The organism is Streptomyces sp. NPDC055632 (assembly GCF_053618675.1).
Genome location: NZ_JBSHHY010000049.1, coordinates 18,354 through 38,811, shown reverse-complemented (window position 1 = coordinate 38,811; position 20,458 = coordinate 18,354). Strand labels below are relative to the sequence as shown.

General features: G+C 72.5%; 16 protein-coding genes. 8 read left to right on the top strand and 8 right to left on the bottom strand.

Translation table 11 applies throughout. From position 1 onward, the window contains the following. Nucleotides 1-138 precede the first annotated feature (138 nt). From ACWGSR_RS34485 to ACWGSR_RS34465, 5 genes are read right to left on the bottom strand one after another with little or no spacing between them, the layout of a single operon-like run. Nucleotides 139-1,449 (bottom strand): DUF58 domain-containing protein, encoded by a 1,311-nt coding sequence (locus tag ACWGSR_RS34485; RefSeq protein ID WP_376238272.1) that lies wholly within the window; start codon nt 1,447-1,449, stop codon nt 139-141. Nucleotides 1,450-1,461: 12 nt separating this feature from the next. After that, the gene (locus ACWGSR_RS34480) at nt 1,462-2,445 is read right to left on the bottom strand and encodes an AAA family ATPase (RefSeq protein WP_453572729.1); all 984 of its coding nucleotides are present in this window, start codon (nt 2,443-2,445) and stop codon (nt 1,462-1,464) included. Beyond that, a complete protein-coding gene (locus tag ACWGSR_RS34475; RefSeq protein ID WP_453572726.1) occupies nt 2,442-3,698 on the bottom strand; it encodes a DUF4350 domain-containing protein in 1,257 nt (418 codons plus the stop codon). The genes ACWGSR_RS34480 and ACWGSR_RS34475 overlap by 4 nt, the downstream gene beginning before the upstream one ends. Further along, nucleotides 3,695-4,387, bottom strand: coding sequence for a DUF4129 domain-containing protein (locus ACWGSR_RS34470; RefSeq protein WP_453572724.1), 693 nt, complete (start codon nt 4,385-4,387; stop codon nt 3,695-3,697). The genes ACWGSR_RS34475 and ACWGSR_RS34470 overlap by 4 nt, the downstream gene beginning before the upstream one ends. A 4-nt stretch (nt 4,388-4,391) precedes the next feature. Continuing rightward, complete coding sequence (locus tag ACWGSR_RS34465) at nt 4,392-5,606, bottom strand: hypothetical protein (protein ID WP_453572722.1); 1,215 nt, start codon at nt 5,604-5,606, stop codon at nt 4,392-4,394. 395 nt (nt 5,607-6,001) lie between these two features. Between ACWGSR_RS34465 and ACWGSR_RS34460 the strand changes: the two genes are divergently transcribed. The 7 genes from ACWGSR_RS34460 to ACWGSR_RS34430 all read left to right on the top strand — a co-directional run bounded on the left by ACWGSR_RS34460 (nt 6,002) and on the right by ACWGSR_RS34430 (nt 14,513). Then, nucleotides 6,002-6,694: an HAD family hydrolase gene (locus ACWGSR_RS34460; RefSeq protein ID WP_453572719.1), complete on the top strand. Its 693-nt coding sequence runs from the start codon at nt 6,002-6,004 to the stop codon at nt 6,692-6,694. A 232-nt stretch (nt 6,695-6,926) separates the two neighbouring features. Further along, nucleotides 6,927-7,604, top strand: coding sequence for a two-component system response regulator MtrA (gene mtrA / locus ACWGSR_RS34455; protein ID WP_010356958.1), 678 nt, complete (start codon nt 6,927-6,929; stop codon nt 7,602-7,604). Between the two features lie 2 nt (nt 7,605-7,606). Continuing rightward, nucleotides 7,607-9,640 carry an MtrAB system histidine kinase MtrB gene (gene mtrB, locus ACWGSR_RS34450; protein WP_453572716.1) on the top strand — a complete coding sequence of 678 codons (2,034 nt, stop codon included), beginning with the start codon at nt 7,607-7,609 and terminating at the stop codon, nt 9,638-9,640. Continuing rightward, nucleotides 9,630-11,492 (top strand): LpqB family beta-propeller domain-containing protein, encoded by a 1,863-nt coding sequence (locus ACWGSR_RS34445; RefSeq protein WP_453572713.1) that lies wholly within the window; start codon nt 9,630-9,632, stop codon nt 11,490-11,492. The genes mtrB and ACWGSR_RS34445 overlap by 11 nt, the downstream gene beginning before the upstream one ends. Nucleotides 11,493-11,696: 204 nt before the next feature. Continuing rightward, entirely contained in the window at nt 11,697-12,572 is an 876-nt protein-coding gene (locus ACWGSR_RS34440) for a ComF family protein (RefSeq protein ID WP_453572710.1), read from the top strand. A gap of 295 nt (nt 12,573-12,867) precedes the next feature. Further along, nucleotides 12,868-13,563 carry a ribosome hibernation-promoting factor, HPF/YfiA family gene (gene hpf, locus ACWGSR_RS34435; RefSeq protein WP_376238250.1) on the top strand — a complete coding sequence of 232 codons (696 nt, stop codon included), beginning with the start codon at nt 12,868-12,870 and terminating at the stop codon, nt 13,561-13,563. Between the two features lie 197 nt (nt 13,564-13,760). After that, nucleotides 13,761-14,513: a response regulator gene (locus tag ACWGSR_RS34430; protein ID WP_376238248.1), complete on the top strand. Its 753-nt coding sequence runs from the start codon at nt 13,761-13,763 to the stop codon at nt 14,511-14,513. 128 nt (nt 14,514-14,641) lie between these two features. Here the strand turns inward: ACWGSR_RS34430 and ACWGSR_RS34425 are convergent, their stop codons facing one another. After that, nucleotides 14,642-15,811 (bottom strand): winged helix-turn-helix domain-containing protein, encoded by a 1,170-nt coding sequence (locus ACWGSR_RS34425; protein ID WP_453572706.1) that lies wholly within the window; start codon nt 15,809-15,811, stop codon nt 14,642-14,644. Between the two features lie 46 nt (nt 15,812-15,857). Beyond that, nucleotides 15,858-16,457, bottom strand: a complete 600-nt coding sequence (locus ACWGSR_RS34420; protein WP_453572703.1) for a GNAT family N-acetyltransferase — start codon at nt 16,455-16,457, stop codon at nt 15,858-15,860. A gap of 239 nt (nt 16,458-16,696) precedes the next feature. Between ACWGSR_RS34420 and secA the strand changes: the two genes are divergently transcribed. Further along, nucleotides 16,697-19,507, top strand: a complete 2,811-nt coding sequence (gene secA, locus ACWGSR_RS34415; protein WP_376238240.1) for a preprotein translocase subunit SecA — start codon at nt 16,697-16,699, stop codon at nt 19,505-19,507. A gap of 62 nt (nt 19,508-19,569) precedes the next feature. On the opposite strand, the gene ACWGSR_RS34410 is transcribed toward secA, so the two are convergent. Next, nucleotides 19,570-20,265 carry an Rv3235 family protein gene (locus ACWGSR_RS34410; protein WP_453572700.1) on the bottom strand — a complete coding sequence of 232 codons (696 nt, stop codon included), beginning with the start codon at nt 20,263-20,265 and terminating at the stop codon, nt 19,570-19,572. Nucleotides 20,266-20,458: the final 193 nt, after the last annotated feature.

Here is a 20,458-nt window from a genome sequence, read left to right as displayed (position 1 = left end):
CTGCAGGGGGGACCCTGTGGGAGAGTAGGACACCGCCGAACAATCATTGTGGGAAAGCCCCGCACCATCTGGTGCGGGGCTTTTCTGCGTTCACCGTCCTTTTCCCGAGCCCAGTCCCGGACCCGGGATAGGTGAGCCTCAGAGTCGGCCGGCCGCCTTCAAGGCGAGGTACGCGTCCGCCAGGGCCGGGGCCAGGGTGTCGGGAATGGCGTCGACGACCGTGACGCCGTGGCGTCGGAGCTGGTCCGCGGTGCGGGCGCGCTGGGACTGCGTCTGCGTGGCCGCAGCGGCCTCGTACACGCTCTCCGCCGTGCCGCGCTTCGCGGCCATGCGGGCGATGTGCGGGTCGGCCACGGAGGCCACCACGAGTGTGTGGCGCTGGGTGAGCTGAGGCAGGACGGGGAGGAGGCCCTCCTCGACGGGGGCGGCGTCGAGGCCCGTCAGCAGGACGATCAGGGAACGGCGGGGAGCACGGGAGAGCGCGGTCGCGGCCAGGCCGCGGGCGTCGGTCTCCACCAGCTCCGGTTCGAGCGGGGCGAGGGCGTCGACGACGGCGGGCAGGACGTCGCTCGCGGAGCGGCCCTGGACCTGGGCGCGGAGGCGGCGGTCGTAGGCCAGGAGGTCCACCCGGTCGCCGGCGCGGGAGGCGAGCGCCGTCAGGAGGAGGGCCGCGTCCATGGAGGCGTCCAGGCGCGGGACGTCACCGACGCGGCCGGCCGAGGTGCGGCCGGTGTCCAGGACGATCAGGACGTGGCGGTCGCGCTCGGGGCGCCAGGTGCGGACGGCGACGGCGGTCTGCCGGGCCGTGGCGCGCCAGTCGATCGAGCGGGTGTCGTCACCGGGCACGTACTCGCGGAGGCTGTCGAACTCGGTGCCCTCGCCGCGGGTCAGCACGCTGGTGCGGCCGTCGAGCTCACGGAGCCGGGCCAGGCGGGACGGCAGGTGCTTGCGGCTGGTGAACGGGGGCAGGACGCGGACGGTCCAGGGGACCTCGTGGTTGCCCTGGCGGGCCGCGAGGCCGAGGGGGCCGTACGAGCGGACCGTGATCCGTTCGGCGCGGCGGTCGCCCCGGCGGGTCGGGCGCAGGGACGTCGTCAGGCGGCGGCGCTCGCCGGCGGGGACGGTGAGGTGTCGGCGCGAGGCGGACCGTTCGGTGCCGGGGAGCCAACTGCTGGGCGGCCAGGCGTCCCTGAGCTGGGCTCGGAGGCGGCGGCGGGACGGGTTGGTCACCGTGAGCTGCACCTCGGCTGCGTCACCGAGTCGAACGGATGTGTCACCGCTTCGGGTGAATTGGAGCGTTCGTACTGGCGCGGCCAGGGCGTAGTCGCACAGTATTGCGAGTGAGAGGGGCGCGTTCACCGCGAGCATCCCCGTCCAGCTGGGGGCGAGGATGCCGACGGGGAGCGATCCGAGGGCCGCGAGCAGCGCGGTTCGTCCGGTGAGGGCCATGGGGCGCCGTTCTCAGCGGGGGACGGGGACGTGGGCGAGGATCGAGTGGATGACGGAGTCCGGGGTGACTCCCTCCATCTCGGCCTCGGGCCGCAGGTGGATGCGATGACGCAGGGTGGGAAGAGCGAGGGCCTTCACATCGTCCGGGGTGACGTAGTCCCGGCCGGTGAGCCAGGCCCAGGCGCGGGCGGTGGAGAGCAGGGCGGTGGCGCCTCGGGGAGAGACCCCGAGCGTGAGCGAGGGGGATTCACGCGTGGCACGGCAGATATCGACGACATAGCCGGCGATCTCGGCGGAGACCGAGACCTTGGCGACGGCGGCCCGGGCGGCTTCGAGCTCGGCGGGACCCGCGACGGGACGGACGCCGGCGGCCTTCAGGTCGCGGGGGTCGAAGCCCTCGGCGTGACGGGTGAGGACCTGGATCTCGTCCGCGCGTGAGGGCAGGGGGACCGTCAGCTTCAGCAGGAACCGGTCCAGTTGGGCCTCGGGGAGGGGATAAGTGCCCTCGTACTCGACGGGGTTCTGGGTCGCCGCGACCAGGAACGGCTCGGGCAGCGGGCGCGGGGTGCCGTCGACCGTGACCTGGCGTTCCTCCATGGCCTCCAGGAGGGAGGACTGGGTCTTCGGGGGCGTCCGGTTGATCTCGTCGGCGAGCAGCAGGTTGGTGAAGACCGGGCCCGGCTGGAAGGAGAACTCGGCGGTGCGGGCGTCGTAGACCAGGGAGCCGGTGACGTCGCTCGGCATCAGGTCGGGGGTGAACTGGACGCGCTTGGTGTCGAGTTCGAGCGCGGCGGCGAGCGAGCGGACCAGCAGGGTCTTGGCGACGCCCGGGACACCTTCGAGGAGGACGTGCCCCCGGCAGAGCAGGGCGACGACGAGACCGGTGACGGCGGGGTCCTGGCCGACCACGGCCTTCGCGATCTCGGTGCGCAAGGCCTCCAGGGAGGCGCGGGCGCCGTCCGAGTTCGTAGCGGTCTCGGGGGTCAGGGCGCTCATGAGGTGCGTACCTCTCTTTCGAGGGCGTCGAGTTGGTCCGCCAGGCGGACGAGGGCGGAGTCGTCGGCGGGAGCCGGGCCGAAGAGGAGGTCCCTGGGGTCCGCGGTGGTTCCGGGGAGACGCGCGGAGAGCGCGGGGAGGAGGAGGTCGGGGGAGTGGGCGTCCCGGGAGGGGACGCCGAGGAGCGGGGCGAGCCGGGTGCGGGTCGCGGTGCGCAGGACGGAGGCGGCGCGGTCGCGGGCGTTCGCCTTGCGGTAGAGGCGGGCGCGGCCCTCGGTGGCCTCGGAGGCGCGGAGGGCGACGGGGAGCCGCTCGGTCACCAGGGGGCCGAGGCGGCGGCCGCGCCAGAAGGCGGCGAGCAGGGCCGCGAGCGCGAGCTGGAGCGTGCCCCACAGCCAGCCGGAGGGGATGAGCGCGAGGAAGTTGCCGGTGGTGTCGTCTTCGGGCGCGTCGGCGGAAGCGTCGTACAGGGAGGGGAGGTACCAGACGAGATGGGGCCGGGAGCCGAGGAGTTGCAGGGCGAGCGAGGCGTTGCCCTGCTGGTCGAGACGGGTGTTGTGGAGGATGTCGGGCGAGCCGAGGAGGACCGTGTCGGTGGTGCCGGTGCCGGGGAGGCGGACCAGGGTCGGCAGGCCGTCGGAGGGGTAGCAGGAGTCGGCCGTGGTGCCGGGGGCGACCTCGTAGCGTTCGCCGCCCAGGTCGACGCTGCCGGCGCGGGTGGCGGCGGGCAGGGTGCAGGCGGGGGAGAGGTTCGTGACGGCGGTGTCGGGGGCGCTGGTGATTCCCGGGGCCAGGATGTCGAGGGAGGGGGAGCCGGCGCCGAGGAGGACCGTGCGGCCGGCGGAGGTCTGCGCGGCGGTCCGGAGCGTGGACAGCTGGGCGTCCGTCAGCAGGTCGGGGGCGGCGACCAGGAGGGTGGTTCCGGGGGTCGTGGCCGCCGTGGCCTCGTCGAGGGTGGTGGCGAGGGTGAGCGTGATGCCCCGCTGCTTGAGGAGTTCGGCGACGGCCCGGCTGCCGTGGGGGTCGGTGGAGCGGGGGTCGAGGGCGCCGTGGGCGTTGGTGGAGCGGACCGTGGCGAGGACGAGGCCGCCGATCAGGACCACGGCGACGACGAGGGCCACACCGTGGACACGGGTCCAGATCCGGCGGGCGGAGAGGGCGGTCGACGTGCTGCCGGTCGGAGTGGTGGGCGCCGGGGCGTCGGTGGTCGGCTCGCCGCCGGGTGTCGGGGTTCCGGTGGTCGCGCTGCTCATGCGGGCGTCCCCGTGGAGGCGGTGTTGAGGGCGGGACGGGTCCGTTCCAGGGCGGTGTCCAGCTCCTCGACGTGGCGGTACGTCGGCTCGTCGGCGGTGCGGCCGCCGTATGTGACGTCGTCGAAGGCGCGGGCCGCGCGGCGCAGGGCGTCCGCGTGGGAGGGGAGGGAGCGGCCCGCCTCTGCGGCCGCCTCGTCGGCGGTGCGGCCGGGGCGGGGGTCGAGCAGGGCGCGTTCTTCGAGGGAGCGGACGACGGCCCGCATCCGTTCCTGGACGGCTTCGTTCCAGCGACCGGCGGAGGCGTGGCGGGCGGCGGCCTCCCGGTGGTCGCGGGCGGAGCGGGGGCCGTCCCCGAAGAGGGAGTCGCCCGTGGTGGCGGGCGTCCGGTGGGGGGTGCCGAGGCGCCACCAGAGGGCGGCGACGAGCGCGACCACCACCAGGAGGACGACCACGAGACCGAGCGGCCCGCCCGGGGCGACGTCGGACGCGGAGCCGAAGAGGCGGTCCAGCCACTCCCAGAGGCGGTTCAGGCCGCGTTGGAGGAGGCTCGGGTCGTTCTCGTGGTACATCGGGTCGGACAGCTCCCGCTCCGCCGCCTCGCGGGCGGGGACACGGGAGATGTCCACCGGTACGTCGCCGTCGGCGCGCAGGCGCGCCAGCGCCGTGCCCGTTCCCCCCGCGACCGTCACGCCGTCAGCTCCCGACGGCCCGGTCGCCGGGCTCGGGGCCGGTCTCGGGGCGGCCCGCGGCCCGGATCAGTTCGAGGTCCAGGGCTTCCCGGCGGATGCGCTGGTCCACGTAGAGGAGGACCGTCACACCGGCGGAGATCGGGTAGGTGACCGCGCTGGTGATCACGCCGCCGATGCCCGTGGCGATCAGGAACGGCCAGCCGAAGGTTTCTGCGGAGCCGGAGGACAGGCTGGAGAGGGCCTCGCCGTCGACCACGAAGCCGATGACGACGAACGGGATCGAGATGATCAGTGTGAACAGGATGATCAGCAGCTGAGTGAGCAGGGTGATGCCGAAGATCCGCCACCACGAGCCCCGCACCAGCTTCGCCGAGCGCTTCAGGGACTGGACCACGCCCCCGCGCTCCAGCATCAGGGCGGGGGAGGCGAGGCTGAAGCGGATGATCAGCCAGACGTTCAGGACCAGGGCGCCGAGGCCGCCGAGGACGATCAGGAGCACGCCCGGGGGGCCGCCGACCAGGAGTCCGGGAAGCAGGCCGACGAGCATGATGCCGGCACCCATGGCCGCGATCAGCAGGGTCAGGCCGAGCAACTGGAGCAGGCGCGGGCGGGCCTCCTGCCAGGCGGCGCCCAGGGAGACCGGGCGGCCGAGGACCGCGCGGCTGACCACGACGGCCAGCAGGGCGCTGCTGATCAGCAGCGCCACCAGGGACACGAGGGTGTCCGGGCCCAGGCCGATCAGGGAGGCGCGGGTCGATTCGACGAGCTGCTTCAGGGCCTCGGAGGGCGTGGCGTCCGGGTCGACCTCCGGGGTCGGCGGAACGAGGTAGCGCTGGACCAGGGTGTGGGTGACCTGGGCGAACAGCGCGAGCACGGCCATGACGGGCAGGACCGCGCGCCAGTGGGCGCGGAGGGTCTTCACCGCGCTGTCGAGGATCTCGCCCACGCTCAGCGGGCGCAGCGGGATCACACCCGGCTTCGCCGCCGGCGGCTTGCCCCACTGCGCTCCGGCGGGCGGGGCTCCCCAGTTCCGTCCGGGGCCGGGGGGCGGCGTCTGGCCGGTGGGCGGGGACCACCGGCCGGCGGGGGGCTGGTCCTTGGACCACTGGGAGGTGGAGCCGTTCACGTCGGCCGGGCCGGCGGGCCGGGGAACGCCGGGGCCGTCCTGGTCGCCGGAAGGGGCGGATCCGGGCGAGGTCCAGCCCGGAGTGTCGTTCACGGTCGTCCACCTCGTGGGAATGGTCGCGGTGCCGGATCGGCGAACCGGCTCGGTCACGGCGGCCGACACCTGAACACGGCGGCGGGCCGGGTGCCATCGTGCCACGCGGGGCCCACCCGTGGGCGGGAGCGGCCTCGTCCTTCGTAGCTTCGTCCGGACCTTCATCGTGCGGGCGGCAGACGGCACACTGTGCGGATGCCCGATCCGGCCGTGCGAACCGTGTGGCGCCGGGCCGAGCGGGTCGTTCTCCACAGGATCACGACCGTGACAGGGGGGAGGCGCTGTGGGACAGGTCACGGCAGGTGAAGATTGGGCAGGGGGATGAGCCCAGTGGGTTCAGCAAGTCCAGATGTGGTTCGACCGCGTCTGGGAGACCATCGGAAGGGACTTCGATCTTGACGCACGACGACCTGCTCACCGAGACCCTGGCGAACGCCCGCGTCGTCCTCTTCGACTTCGACGGGCCCGTGTGCGACGTGTTCGCGGGACTGCCGGCACCCGAAGTCGCACGGGAGCTGACCGCACTCCTCTCGGCCCGGGACGAAGCCGCGGGGGCGAAGGCCGCCCGGACGGACCACCCGATCGAAGTCCTGCGCATCGCGCACGAGGCCGACACCGAAATCGGCCAGGAGATCGAGCGGGCCCTGACCGCCGCCGAGGTGCGAGCCGTCGCGGTGGCCGGACAGCCGACCCCGGGAGCGGCGGAAGCCCTGCGGGCGGCACGCGCGGCCGATCGAGGGGTCGCGGTGGTGAGCAACAACTCCGCCGAGTGCGTACGGGCCTTCCTGGAACTCCACGGCCTGCAGCAGTACGTCACGCACATCGTGGGCCGCCCCTCCGAGCAGCTCCACCTGATGAAGCCGAACCCGTTCCCGCTCATCACGGCAGCCGAACAGATGCACATCGATGTCACCAGCTGCACGCTGATCGGGGACTCCCTCACCGACGTCCAGGCCGCCCACGCAGCCGGAGCGACGGTCATCGGCTACGCCGACAAGCCCCACAAGGCGGACCTTTTCAGCGAGGCACAAGCCGACGTCGTCACCGGGCACATGCAGGACATCGCCGACGCACTCACAACGGAGTAGCAGAGGAGCCGTTACAGGTTTCTCCACCTCCGACCTCGTCCCATGGGCAGCGGCGGGATGCGCGGGGTACGGTTCTGCGCGACCACGGGGGACACGGGGGTGACATCCATGACTGACATCAACACCCACGGACACGGACGGTCACCGGCGGTTGATCAAGGGCGTCGCCGCAGGTCAGTGAGGTATCTCACCAGCCACCTCAGGACTGATACGGAAATGGGATGATGTCGATATGAAGGGACGCGTTCTTGTCGTCGACGACGACACCGCACTGGCCGAGATGCTCGGCATCGTGCTGCGGGGTGAAGGGTTCGAGCCGTCGTTCGTCGCGGACGGTGACAAGGCGCTTGCCGCTTTCAGGGAGGCGAAGCCCGACCTGGTGCTGCTCGACCTGATGCTGCCCGGCAGGGACGGCATCGAGGTGTGCCGGCTCATCAGGGCCGAGTCGGGAGTGCCGATCGTCATGCTCACGGCCAAGAGCGACACGGTCGACGTGGTCGTGGGCCTGGAGTCCGGCGCCGACGACTACATCGTGAAGCCGTTCAAGCCGAAGGAGCTCGTCGCCCGCATCCGGGCGCGGCTGCGGAGGTCCGAGGAGCCGGCTCCGGAGCAGCTGACCATCGGTGACCTGGTCATCGACGTGGCCGGGCACTCCGTGAAGCGGGACGGGCAGTCCATCGCCCTGACCCCGCTGGAGTTCGACCTCCTCGTGGCGCTCGCGCGCAAGCCGTGGCAGGTCTTCACCCGTGAGGTCCTCCTGGAGCAGGTGTGGGGCTACCGGCACGCGGCCGACACCCGGCTGGTGAACGTGCACGTCCAGCGGCTGCGCTCGAAGGTCGAGAAGGACCCCGAGCGTCCGGAGATCGTGGTGACCGTCCGTGGCGTCGGTTACAAGGCGGGACCGAGCTGAGCATGAGTACGGGCAGTACTGCTCCGAAGCCCGGGGACCCGGGAAGCCGTACGGGGCGGGCTGCCGGACCGGGGCGGGGGGGCTCGCGTTCCGGCCGTCCGCCGCGCGGCGGAAGGCTCCTCCAGGACGGTTCGCGGGGAGGGCCGGTCTTCCGGCTCCTCGCGCGCTGGATCCGCCGGCCCCTGCTGCCCGCCGTGCGCCTGTGGCGGCGGAACATCCAGCTGCGGATCGTCGCGGGCACCCTGCTGATGTCGCTCGGGGTCGTGCTGCTGCTCGGCATCGTCGTCATCGGGCAGGTCCGCAACGGTCTGCTGGACGCCAAGGAGAAGGCCGCCCAGGGCCAGGCCGCCGGCGGGTTCTCCGCCGCCCAGGACCGGGCGGCGACCACCCCCTCGACGCCCGGGCAGCCGGACGGCGGGCGGGACGGCGCGTCCGTGAACTGGCGCTCCACCCTGGTCGAGCAGCTCGCCAGCGGCGGGCAGAGCGCCTTCAACGTGGTCGCGCTCTCCCTCGACACCGGTGACACCGCGAGCCGCGGCGTCCGCGCCTCCGGCGAGGTCGACCCGGCCGCGAGCATCCCCCGCGACCTGCGGCTCTTGGTGGCGCAGAGCACGGATACTCTCCAGAAGTTCACGCGGATCCACTACACCAGCAGCAAGGCGTCCGAGCCCGGCCTGGTGATCGGCAAGCGGCTGAACGACGCCGAGGGCACCCAGTACGAGCTCTACTACCTCTTCCCGCTGACCCAGGAGGAGGACTCCCTCGCCCTGGTCAAGGGCACCCTGGCGACCGCCGGGCTCTTCGTCGTCGTGCTGCTCGGCGCCATCGCCTGGCTCATGGTGCGCCAGGTCGTCACGCCCGTGCGGATGGCCGCCGGGATCGCCGAGCGGCTCTCGGCCGGGCGCCTCCAGGAGCGGATGAAGGTCACCGGCGAGGACGACATCGCGCGGCTCGGCGAGGCCTTCAACAAGATGGCGCAGAACCTCCAGCTCAAGATCCAGCAGCTGGAGGAGCTGTCGCGGATGCAGCGGCGGTTCGTCTCGGACGTCTCGCACGAGCTGCGCACCCCGCTGACCACGGTCCGGATGGCGGCCGACGTCATCCACGAGGCCCGTGTGGACTTCGACCCCGTCACGGCACGCTCCGCCGAACTCCTCGGTGACCAGCTCGACCGCTTCGAGTCGCTGCTCTCCGACCTCCTGGAGATCAGCCGCTTCGACGCGGGCGCGGCCGCCCTGGAGGCCGAGCCGATAGACCTGCGGCAGGTCGTGCGCCGGGTCATAGGCGGTGCCGAGCCCCTCGCCGAGCGCAAGAACACCCGGATCGTGGTCGTCGGCGACCAGCAGCCCGTGGTGGCCGAGGCGGACGCCCGCCGCGTCGAGCGGGTGCTGCGCAACCTCGTCGTCAACGCCGTCGAGCACGGCGAGGGCCGGGACGTGGTGGTGAAGCTGGCCGCCGCGGGCGGGGCCGTCGCCGTCGCCGTCCGCGACTACGGCGTCGGGCTGAAGCCGGGCGAGGCGACCCGGGTGTTCAACCGCTTCTGGCGCGCCGACCCGGCCCGCGCCCGCACCACCGGCGGCACCGGCCTCGGCCTGTCGATCGCCGTCGAGGACGCACGGCTGCACGGCGGCTGGCTCCAGGCGTGGGGCGAGCCCGGCGGCGGTTCGCAGTTCCGGCTCACCCTGCCGCGCACGGCGGACGAGCCGCTGCGGGGCTCCCCGATACCCCTGGAGCCCGAGGACTCGCGCCGCAACCGCGAGCAGGCGGCCGCCCGCCGTACGGCGGTGCCGGCGCAGTCCGGCGGGGACCGGACGCCGCTCCCCGTACCGCCGAGGCTTCCCGGGGCGCCCCGGGCGACCGTCGACCCGACGGCGCTGCCCGGCAGCGGCGCCCGGGTGGTGGCGCGGGCGGCGGCGGACACCGACGGCCGCGCGCCGGGCACGGCGACGGCCGACCGCAACGGCAACGAGAACGGGAACGGCCGGGGGAACGGGGCCGGGAACGCGGAGCAGGAGGGCGGGACACGTGGGCGCTGACTCCCGAGCGGAGCAGGCGGGGCGGGGACGGATCACACGCTCGACGCTGCTGGCCGCGTGCGGCGCGCTCCTGGCGGGCGGCTGCGCGACGATGCCCGACAGCGGGGACGTGCAGACGGTGAAGGGCTCCAACACGGGCGACTCGCAGGTGCGGGTCTACGCCGTTGCCCCCCGTGAGAACGCGGACCCGGGGGAGATCGTCGACGGCTTCCTGGAGGCCATGACCAGTGACGACCCCGGCTTCGCCACGGCCCGCAAGTACCTGACGAAGAAGGCCGCGGGTACCTGGAAGCCGGAGCAGAGCATCACCGTGCTCGCCACCGCGCCCAACCGCAAGCAGGCCGACCGCAACGCCGACCCTGACAAGGAGGGCCGGGTCTACCCGCTCGCCGGCCGCAAGGTCGCGACGGTGGACGCCCGCCACGCCTACCAGCCGATCAGCCCCGCCGACTACCTGTGGTCGATCCACGTGGTGCAGCAGCCGACGGGGAACGGCAAGGGCAAGGAGTGGCGCATCGACAGCCTCCCGCCCGGCCTGGTCCTCGGCGAGGCCGACTTCCTCCGCAACTACCGGTCGGTCAACAAGTACTACTTCGCCTCCGGGGAGGACTGGGTCGTCGCCGATCCCGTCTACATCCGGCAGCGGCAGGACCCCGTCACCCGGATGGACCCGGTCACCCAGACGGTCAAGGCGCTGCTCGACGGCCCGACGAACTGGCTGAAGCAGGCCGTCGACTCCAGCTTCCCCTCCCGTACGACGCTGAAGAAGGACGTCACCACCCTGACGACGGACGACCAGTCCACGCTGAAGGTGCCGCTGGAGTTCCAGGGCAACCGGGTCGACGGGGTGGCGTGCCGGCGGATGGCGGCGCAGCTGCTGTTCACGCTGCGCGACCTGCCGTCCGTACGGGTCGAGCAGGTGGAGCTCCTGAACGGGTCGGATTCGCTGTGCCGGCTCGGCAAGGGGCAGGCGGCCGAGTTCGCGGCGGTCCGGGAGGCCGACCTCGACGAGAAGCCGTACTTCGTCGACGAGCAGGGCAAGCTGAAGAAGCTGGTGGTCGCCGGCAAGGAGACGGCCTCGCCGGTCGACGTGCCGGGACCGCTCGGCAAGGGTTCGGTGGCGCTCGGTTCGATCGCCGTCGACCGGGGCGAGACCCGGGCGGCCGGGGTCGACAAGGACGCCCATCGGCTGTTCGTCTCCTCGATCACCACGGATCAGGGCTCCCGGCAGCCGGTCCTGAGCAGCAAGGGCCTCCGGTCGGAGGACCGTCTCTCCGCGCCCAGTTGGGGCGGCCGGGGCGACCTGTGGGTCGCCGACCGCGACCCCGCCGAGAACAAGCTGTGGATGGTGCCGGACGGCACCGGGGAGCCCGTCGAGGTCCGCACGCCGTGGCTGGGGGAGGACCGGATCGAGTCGCTGCGGGTCTCCGCCGACGGCGTCCGGATCGCCCTGGTGGTCGAGCGGGGCGAGCGCACCACCCTCCAGATCGGCCGGATCGAACGGCGGACGACGGACGGGGAGGCCACCGTCTCGGTGGTGGACCTCCAGCCCGCCGCCCCCCGCCTTGAGTCGGTCACGGCCGTCTCCTGGGCCGGGCCGAGCCGGCTCGTCGTGGTCGGCAAGGAGGCGGGGGGCGTGCAGCAGATCCGCTACCTCCAGACGGACGGCTCGACCTCGCCGACCTCGGTGCTCCCCGGCCTGAACGGGGTGACGTCGGTGTCCGCGCCGCACACGGAGTCGTTGGACACGCCCATGGTGGCCGACTCCGAGGACGGCATCGTCCGGCTGCCGCCGGGGACGAACTGGCAGCCGGTGGTGAAGGACGGGGACTCGCCGGTCTATCCCGGCTAGAACCGGCCCTGGTGCGGCGGCCCGCGCCCGTCCGCGCGGGACCCTCCCCCGGTCGCCCGCACCACCGGAGTCCCCGGCCGCCCGGGGCGCACCTGACGTACTCCGGGGGGCTCGCGGAGTTCTCCGGCGCGCCTCGGGAGCGGGGTCGGCGAGGGGTTTTCCACAGGGGTGGCAGGGGGCCGCGGGAAGGCGCACAGTGGAGCCATGCGGGGGTGGTGGCGCGAGATCGCCGGGCTGGTCCTGCCGGTCGCCTGCGGAGGCTGCGGCAGACCGCGGACCGAGCTGTGCCCGGAGTGCGCGGAGGAGCTGACCGGGACGGGGCCGTACCGGGTGCGGCCGGCGCCCGAGCCCGCCGGGCTGCCCGCGGTCCACGCGGCCGCGCCCTACGCCGGTGCCGTACGGGAGGTCCTGCTCGCCCACAAGGAACGCGGGGCGCTCGCGCTCGCCGGTCCCCTGGGTGGCGCCCTGGCCGGTGCCGTGGAGGCCGCCGCCGGGGCCGTGGCGGGATCCGGGGGCGGGCCGCTGCTCCTCGTACCGGTGCCGTCCTCGCGGCGCTCCGTACGGGCGCGTGGCCACGATCCGACGCGGCGGATCGCCCTGGCCGCGGCCGCCCGGCTGCGGCGGACGGGACGGGACGCGCGGGTGGTGCCCGTACTGCGGCAGCGGCGGTACGTGGCGGACCAGGCCGGGCTCGGAGCGCGCGGGCGCCTCGCGAACCTCTCCGGAGCGCTGGAGGTCGTACCGGGCGGCGCGCGGCTCCTGGCGGCGGGAAGCGCGGCTGGAGGCACGACGGTCGGCACCACGGGCAGCGCGGCGGGACGGACGGCAGGGCGGGCGGCGGGAACGGTGGTGCTCGTGGACGACCTGATGACCACCGGCGCCTCGCTGGCGGAGGCGGCCCGCGCCCTCGGAGCCGTACGCCTTTCGTTCATTTCTGAAATACCGCACGGTTTAACGGCCGCTTCCGCGCAGCACGGATTCGAACAGCGGGCGGCGGCCGTGATCGCATCCTCTCCCGCTTCGTTCGAAATAAACCGGAACTCCTCAAGATCTTGGATCGTTGCAGGTGGTGAGAGGTGAAAACGCCCGAACGGAGGTATGTCGCGGCAGCGGGTGCCGACACCCGTCCGAAGGGGCTATGTTCGGTTGTGAGGAATGGCGAAAGCCATCGCCTCGCCGAATACATGGTTGCGCCTCTGGACAGGAGTTCAGGGCGAATTAACCTCCTGTCGAAGGGGTGGGGATCTTCTCGACCGGGGAGGAGGAGGTGAAAGTCGCCGAGTCCGAGCTCCGGTAAACCATCCGGAGTCTGGTGCAAAGGGAGATGCCCGGCGGCCGAGGAGCCGATCCGGGCGATCCGGGAACGGAGTTCTGCGTGGACATCGTCGTCAAGGGCCGCAAGACCGAGGTGCCCGAGCGGTTCCGCAAGCACGTGGCCGAGAAGCTGAAGCTGGAGAAGATCCAGAAGCTCGACGGCAAGGTGATCAGCCTCGACGTCGAGGTGTCCAAGGAGCCCAACCCGCGGCAGGCCGACCGGTCCGACCGCGTGGAGATCACCCTCCACTCCCGCGGCCCGGTGATCCGGGCGGAGGCCGCGGCGGCCGATCCGTACGCGGCGCTCGACCTCGCCAGCGACAAGCTCGAGGCGCGACTGCGCAAGCAGCACGACAAGCGGTACACCCGCCGTGGCAACGGCCGGCTGTCGGCGGCCGAGGTCGGGGACGTCGTGCCCGGCGTCGCCCAGTTCGACGGGGACGGCAAGCTGGTCGCGGGCGAGACCGACGAGGTGCCCACCAGGATGGTGGGCTCGATCGAAGTCCAGGGCGACGGCCCGCTGGTGGTCCGCGAGAAGACCCACAAGGCCGCACCGATGACGCTCGATCAGGCGCTCTACGAGATGGAGCTGGTCGGGCACGACTTCTACCTCTTCGTCGACTCCGACACCAAGCAGCCGAGCGTCGTCTACCGGCGACACGCGTACGACTACGGCGTCATCCATCTGGAGAGCGACCCGCTCGCCGAGAGCGACCCGCTCGCCGACGGCGGCGCCGGCGGTGCGCTCGGCGGCTGACCGCCGGTCCGCACCGACCACATCTCACGGTGCCCCTGGAGCGCGCGGTGCGCCCCCAGGGGCACCCCCGTGCGTCCATGGATCGACCCGCAGCCGCCGGGGCATGAAATCATGGAGCGCACGCCAACCGGTGCTTCCTGGGCACGGGTTGGAGGACCGGAAACGAATTCAGGCCACGGCCTTCAGGGGGAGGAACGATGGCGGACAGCTTCGGGCCGGTGCTCAGCGGGCGCGAGCACGAGGGGGCGGTCCCGGAGGGATCGGATTCGGACAGCGGGGCGTTCCGCAAGGAGCCGATCCGGGTCCTCGTCGTGGACGACCACGCCCTTTTCCGGCGCGGTCTGGAGATCGTCCTCTTCCACGAAGAGGACATCCAGGTCGTCGGAGAGGCCGGTGACGGGGCCGAGGCCGTCGAAAAGGCGGCCGATCTGCTGCCGGACATCGTCCTGATGGACGTGCGGATGCCCCGGCGCGGCGGCATCGAGGCGTGCACCACCATCAAGGAGGTGGCCCCCAGCGCGAAGATCATCATGCTGACGATCAGCGACGAGGAGGCCGACCTCTACGAGGCGATCAAGGCGGGGGCCACCGGGTACCTCCTCAAGGAGATCTCCACCGACGAGGTCGCCACGGCGATCCGCGCGGTCGCGGACGGGCAGTCGCAGATCAGCCCCTCCATGGCGTCCAAGCTCCTCACCGAGTTCAAGTCGATGATCCAGCGGACCGACGAGCGCAGGCTCGTGCCCGCGCCCCGGCTGACCGACCGCGAGCTGGAGGTCCTCAAGCTCGTCGCGACCGGGATGAACAACCGGGACATCGCGAAGGAGCTGTTCATCTCCGAGAACACGGTGAAGAACCACGTCCGGAACATCCTGGAGAAGCTTCAGCTGCACTCCAGGATGGAGGCGGTGGTGTACGCGATGCGGGAGAAGATCCTCGAGATCCGGTGAGGCTCCGGCCCGAGGGTGCCCTTGCCGGGGGTCCGGGGGTCGTCCCCCGGGGGATGCGGTGCGATGCGGGAGAAGATCCTCGAGATCCGGTGACCCCCGCCCCGGACCCCCGCGGTCCGGGCCGGACCTCAGCCCAGTTCCCGCACCAGTTCCGGGGCCAGGGTCGGGAGGTTCACCCGGTCCGGGAGGATCGTCACCGTGTCGCAGCCGACCCATTCGGCCGCCTCGCGCAGGGCACGGGCCACCGCCGGGACCGCCTTGGGGCCGTCCAGGGTCACCTGGCGGGCCACGAGCGTCCGGCCCTCGCGGGCCGGGTCCACCCGGCCGACCAGCCGGCCCCCCGCCAGCACCGGCATCGCGAAGTAGCCGTGGATCCGCCTCTGCTTCGGCACGTACGCCTCCAGGCGGTGCGTGAAGCCGAAGATCCGCTCGGTGCGGGCCCGCTCCCAGATCAGCGAGTCGAACGGCGAGAGCAGCGTCGTGCGGTGCCGGCCGCGCGGCTCGGTCGCCAGGGCCGCCGGGTCCGCCCAGGCGGGCTTGCCCCAGCCCGCCACCGTCACCGGCACGAGCCCCGACGCCTCGACCGCCGCGTCGAACTGCTCGGCCTTGAGCCGGTGGTAGTCGGCGATGTCCGCGCGCGTGCCCACGCCCAGCGCCTCGCCCGCCTGCCGCACCAGGCGCCGCACGCACTCGGCGTCGTCCAGGTCGTCGTGGCGCAGCGTCTCGGGGATCGCCCGCTCGGCCAGGTCGTAGACCCGCTTCCAGCCGCGCCGCTCGACGACCACCACCTCGCCGTACATCAGCGCCCGCTCCACGGCGATCTTGGAGTCGGACCAGTCCCACCACTCGCCCTTGTTCTTCGCGCCGCCCAGCTCGGTCGCCGTGCGCGGGCCCTCGTCCCGGAGCTGGGCGATCACCTTGTCGTACGCCCCGGGCGACAGCTCGTGGCCCCAGTGCGGGCGGTCGCGGTAGGCGCGCCGGCGGAAGGCGAAGAGCGGCCACTCCTCGACGGGCAGCACGCAGGCGGCGTGCGACCAGTACTCGAAGGCGTGCGCCCCCGTCCAGTACGCGTCCTCCACCGTGGTGCGGCCCACGGCGCCCAGGCGCGCGTACGGGATGAGCTCGTGCGAGCGGGCCAGGACCGAGATGGTGTCGAGCTGGACCTGCCCGAGGCTCCGCAGCACCCCGCGCACCCCGGCGCGGCGGTCGGGAGCGCCCAGGAACCCCTGGGCGCGCAGCGCGATCCTGCGGGCTTCGTCGGCGGACAGTTCGGCGGCGGGGCGCGGCGCAGTCGTCATGGACCGCACCCTAGGCCCCGGCACTGACAGCGGGAGCGGGATCGCGTCACGCCGCCGGGAGGCCGGGCGACGGGAGGTCGGGCGAGGGGAGGTACGGCAGGGGGCTCGGCAGGCCGAAGTCGGAGGGGAGCAGGGCGCCGACCCAGCCGTCCCGGAGCGTGCCCTTGTTGGGCAGGCCGGCGCGCTGGATTCCCTCCACGACGAAGCCGACGCGCTCGGCCACCGCGCGCGAGCCGGTGTTGCCCACCTCCGCGCGCCACACCAGACGGGTGCAGCCGAGGCCGGTGAAGGCCCAGTGGGCCAGGGCGCGGACGACCTCGGTCATGTAGCCGTGGCCGCGGTGGTCCGCGGCCAGCCAGTAGCCGACCTCCCAGGTGCCCGGGCCCTGGTTCTTCAGGGAGGCGGCGGCGAGCGGCGGGCCCCCGGCCAGCGGTTCGGCGAGGAAGGAGTAGTCGGTGTCCTCGCGCCAGCCGTCGGGCACCAGGCGGTTCAGGAAGAAGTCGGCGTCCTGCCGGGTATAGGGGTCGGGGACGGTGGTCCAGCGCAGGATGGCGGGGTCCTGGCAGATCGCGTACACGGCCTCGGCGTCGCCCGGGACGGGGTTGCGCAGCCGCAGTCGGTCGGTGGTGAGGGTGATCGGCTCCATGCGGGGATTGTGGTGACCGGCCGGGGCCGAAGCGAACACTTTTCGGATGGGGCGGCACCTTCCGCCCACCTCGTGCGTTCTCATTCCGGGCGGGCGTACGGCTCCGGCACTGCGGGCCTCCCTGTGCGAGGGCGGTCTCGCTTACGATGGCCGTTGCGGTGGGGACCACCTGCCGTGCCCGCGCTCGTGTCCATGACAAGACCCAGTGCCAGGCCCGACCGGCAAGGAGACCAGCCTCAGTGTCCGTCTTCAACAAGCTCATGCGTGCAGGCGAAGGCAAGATCCTGCGCAAACTGCACCGCATCGCGGACCAGGTCAACTCCATCGAAGAGGACTTCGTCAACCTCTCCGACGCCGAGTTGCGGGCGCTCACCGACGAGTACAAGCAGCGGTACGCCGACGGTGAGAGCCTCGACGACCTGATGCCCGAAGCCTTCGCGACGGTGCGCGAGGCCGCCAAGCGCGTCCTCGGCCAGCGCCACTACGACGTCCAGCTGATGGGCGGCGCCGCCCTCCACCTCGGCTACGTCGCCGAGATGAAGACCGGTGAGGGCAAGACCCTCGTCGGCACCCTCCCGGCGTACCTCAACGCGCTCTCCGGCAAGGGCGTGCACCTGATCACGGTCAACGACTACCTGGCCGAGCGCGACTCCGAGCTGATGGGCCGGGTCCACCGCTTCCTGGGTCTGTCCATCGGCTGCATCCTCGCCAACATGACCCCGGCCCAGCGCCGCGAGCAGTACAACTGCGACATCACGTACGGCACGAACAACGAGTTCGGCTTCGACTACCTCCGCGACAACATGGCGTGGTCCAAGGACGAGCTCGTCCAGCGCGGCCACAACTTCGCCTGTGTCGACGAGGTCGACTCGATCCTCGTCGACGAGGCCCGTACGCCGCTGATCATCTCCGGCCCGGCCGACCAGGCGACGAAGTGGTACGGCGACTTCGCCAAGCTCGTCACCCGCCTCTCCAAGGGCGAGCCCGGCAACCAGCTCAAGGGCATCGAGGAGACCGGCGACTACGAGGTCGACGAGAAGAAGCGCACCGTCGCCATCCACGAGGCGGGCGTCGCCAAGGTCGAGGACTGGCTGGGCATCGACAACCTCTACGAGTCGGTGAACACCCCGCTCGTCGGTTACCTGAACAACGCCATCAAGGCGAAGGAACTGTTCAAGAAGGACAAGGACTACGTCGTCATCGACGGCGAGGTCATGATCGTCGACGAGCACACCGGCCGCATCCTCGCCGGCCGCCGCTACAACGAGGGCATGCACCAGGCGATCGAGGCGAAGGAGGGGGTGCAGATCAAGGACGAGAACCAGACGCTCGCCACGATCACCCTCCAGAACTTCTTCCTCCTGTACGACAAGCTGTCCGGCATGACCGGTACGGCCATGACCGAGGCCGCCGAGTTCCACCAGATCTACAAGCTCGGCGTCGTCCCGATCCCGACGAACAGGCCGATGATCCGCAAGGACCAGTCGGACCTGATCTACCGGACCGAGGTCGCGAAGTTCGCCGCCGTCGTCGACGACATCGCGGAGAAGCACGAGAAGGGCCAGCCGATCCTGGTCGGCACGACCTCCGTCGAGAAGTCCGAGTACCTCTCGCAGCAGCTCTCCAAGCGCGGCGTCCAGCACGAGGTCCTCAACGCCAAGCACCACGACCGCGAGGCGAGCATCGTCGCGCAGGCCGGCCGCCGCGGCGCCGTCACCGTCGCCACGAACATGGCCGGCCGCGGTACGGACATCAAGCTCGGCGGCAACCCGGACGACCTCGCCGAGGCCGAGCTGCGCCAGGCGGGCCTGGACCCGGTCGACCACGTCGAGGAGTGGGCCGCGGCCCTCCCCGCCGCCCTGGAGCGCGCCGCGAAGGCCGTGAAGGCGGAGTTCGAGGAGGTCAAGGAGCTCGGCGGCCTCTACGTGCTCGGCACCGAGCGCCACGAGTCCCGCCGCATCGACAACCAGCTCCGCGGCCGTTCCGGCCGTCAGGGCGACCCGGGCGAGTCCCGCTTCTACCTCTCGCTCGGCGACGACCTGATGCGCCTGTTCAAGGCGCAGATGGTCGAGCGCGTGATGGCCATGGCCAACGTGCCGGACGACGTGCCGATCGAGAACAAGATGGTCACCCGGGCGATCGCCTCCGCCCAGTCGCAGGTCGAGACCCAGAACTTCGAGACCCGCAAGAACGTCCTGAAGTACGACGACGTGCTCAACCGGCAGCGCCAGGTCATCTACGGCGAGCGCCGGCGCGTCCTGGAGGGCGAGGACCTGCACGAGCAGATCCAGCACTTCATGGACGACACGATCGACGACTACATCCGCCAGGAGACCGCCGAGGGCTTCGCGGAGGAGTGGGACCTCGACCGCCTCTGGAACGCCTTCAAGCAGCTCTACCCGGTGAAGGTCACCGTGGAGGACCTGGAGGACGCGGCCGGGGACCGGGCGGGCATCACCGCCGAGTTCATCGCCGAGTCCATCAAGGACGACATCCACGAGCAGTACGAGACGCGCGAGAAGCAGCTCGGCTCGGAGATCATGCGCGAGCTGGAGCGGCGCGTGGTCCTGTCCGTCCTGGACCGCAAGTGGCGCGAGCACCTCTACGAGATGGACTACCTCCAGGAGGGCATCGGCCTGCGCGCCATGGCGCAGAAGGACCCGCTGGTCGAGTACCAGCGCGAGGGCTTCGACATGTTCACCGCCATGATGGAGGGCATCAAGGAGGAGTCCGTCGGCTACCTGTTCAACCTGGAGGTCCAGGTCGAGCAGCAGGTCGAGGAGGTCCCGGTGCAGGCGGCGGCCCCCTCGCTCGACAAGGGCGACGCGGTGCCGGCCGGAGCCGGGCGTCCGGAGATCCGTGCCAAGGGGCTCGACGCCCCGCAGCGGCCGGACCGGCTGCACTTCTCCGCGCCGACCGTGGACGGCGACGGCGGTGTGGTCGAGGGCGACTTCTCCTCCGGCGAGCCGGACGCCGGCGACGGGCTGACCCGCGCGGAGCGCCGCAAGGCGCAGAAGAACGCGGGCGGCGGGCGTCGCCGCAAGAAGTGACGCGCCGACTCTTCGGCGCGGGAGGGGCCGTTCACCCGGTGGGGTGGGCGGCCCCTTCGCCGTCACGTGCGGTGGGCGGCGGTCGCGCCCAGGCCGTCGAGCTCCACGGCCGCGCAGCGCCAGCGCCGGTCGGCGCCGCGCTCCAGGCGGAACGCCATCGCCCGCACGCGGGCGCCGGTGGCGATGGTCGCGAAGGCCTCGACGGCGCCCTGGGCGGGGTGCGCCTGGACCGCGCAGCGGCGCAGGACCGGGCGCGGGCCGAGCGAGCGCAGGGGCGTCTCCGGGGCGAGCCGGACGAGCTGCTCGTACGCCTCGCCGAGGGTGTGGCCGAGCATCCAGTGGACCGGCCGCTCCCCGCTCAGGACGGCGAGCAGGCGCTCCGCGAAGACGGTGTGCGGCGGGAGCGCGCGGGGCGCGCCGCGCTCGGGCGTACGCGGGCGGCTTCCGGCGGCACCGCGCGGCCGGGTCCCGGCGGGGCCGCCGGGAGCGGTGCGGGGGCGCGGGGCCCGGGGCCGGCGGGTGGCGCCGCCGAGGGGCGGGAGGGGGAGGGCGGGGAGGGCGGCGGGAACGGTGGCCGGTGCCGCGGAAGCGGTGCCGGGGGTGGCGGCCCGGGGCACGGCGGCGGGGGCGGTGGCCGGGAGCGTGGTGGGGGCGAGCACGGCGGCCGACGCCGTGGAGAGGGCGCCGGGGGTGGCCCGCACCGTGGCCGGCGTCGGCGTGGCGGTCGGCGTGGCGGTCGGCGTGAGCGTGGTGGTCATGGCGAGCCCCTGTCGTTGCGTAACCGAGTAGTACCAGTCAGTAACTTTCGTTGGGGATCTTGTACGGCGGGGGCTCGGGGCGCCGCAAGGGGCCGGGCGGTCCGGGGCGGTCGGGAACGGGATCACCTATCCGGGTGACGCGGCCGGAAATCGGCTCTCCGGAGGTCCGGCGCGCGGGCTCCCGGGGTGGACG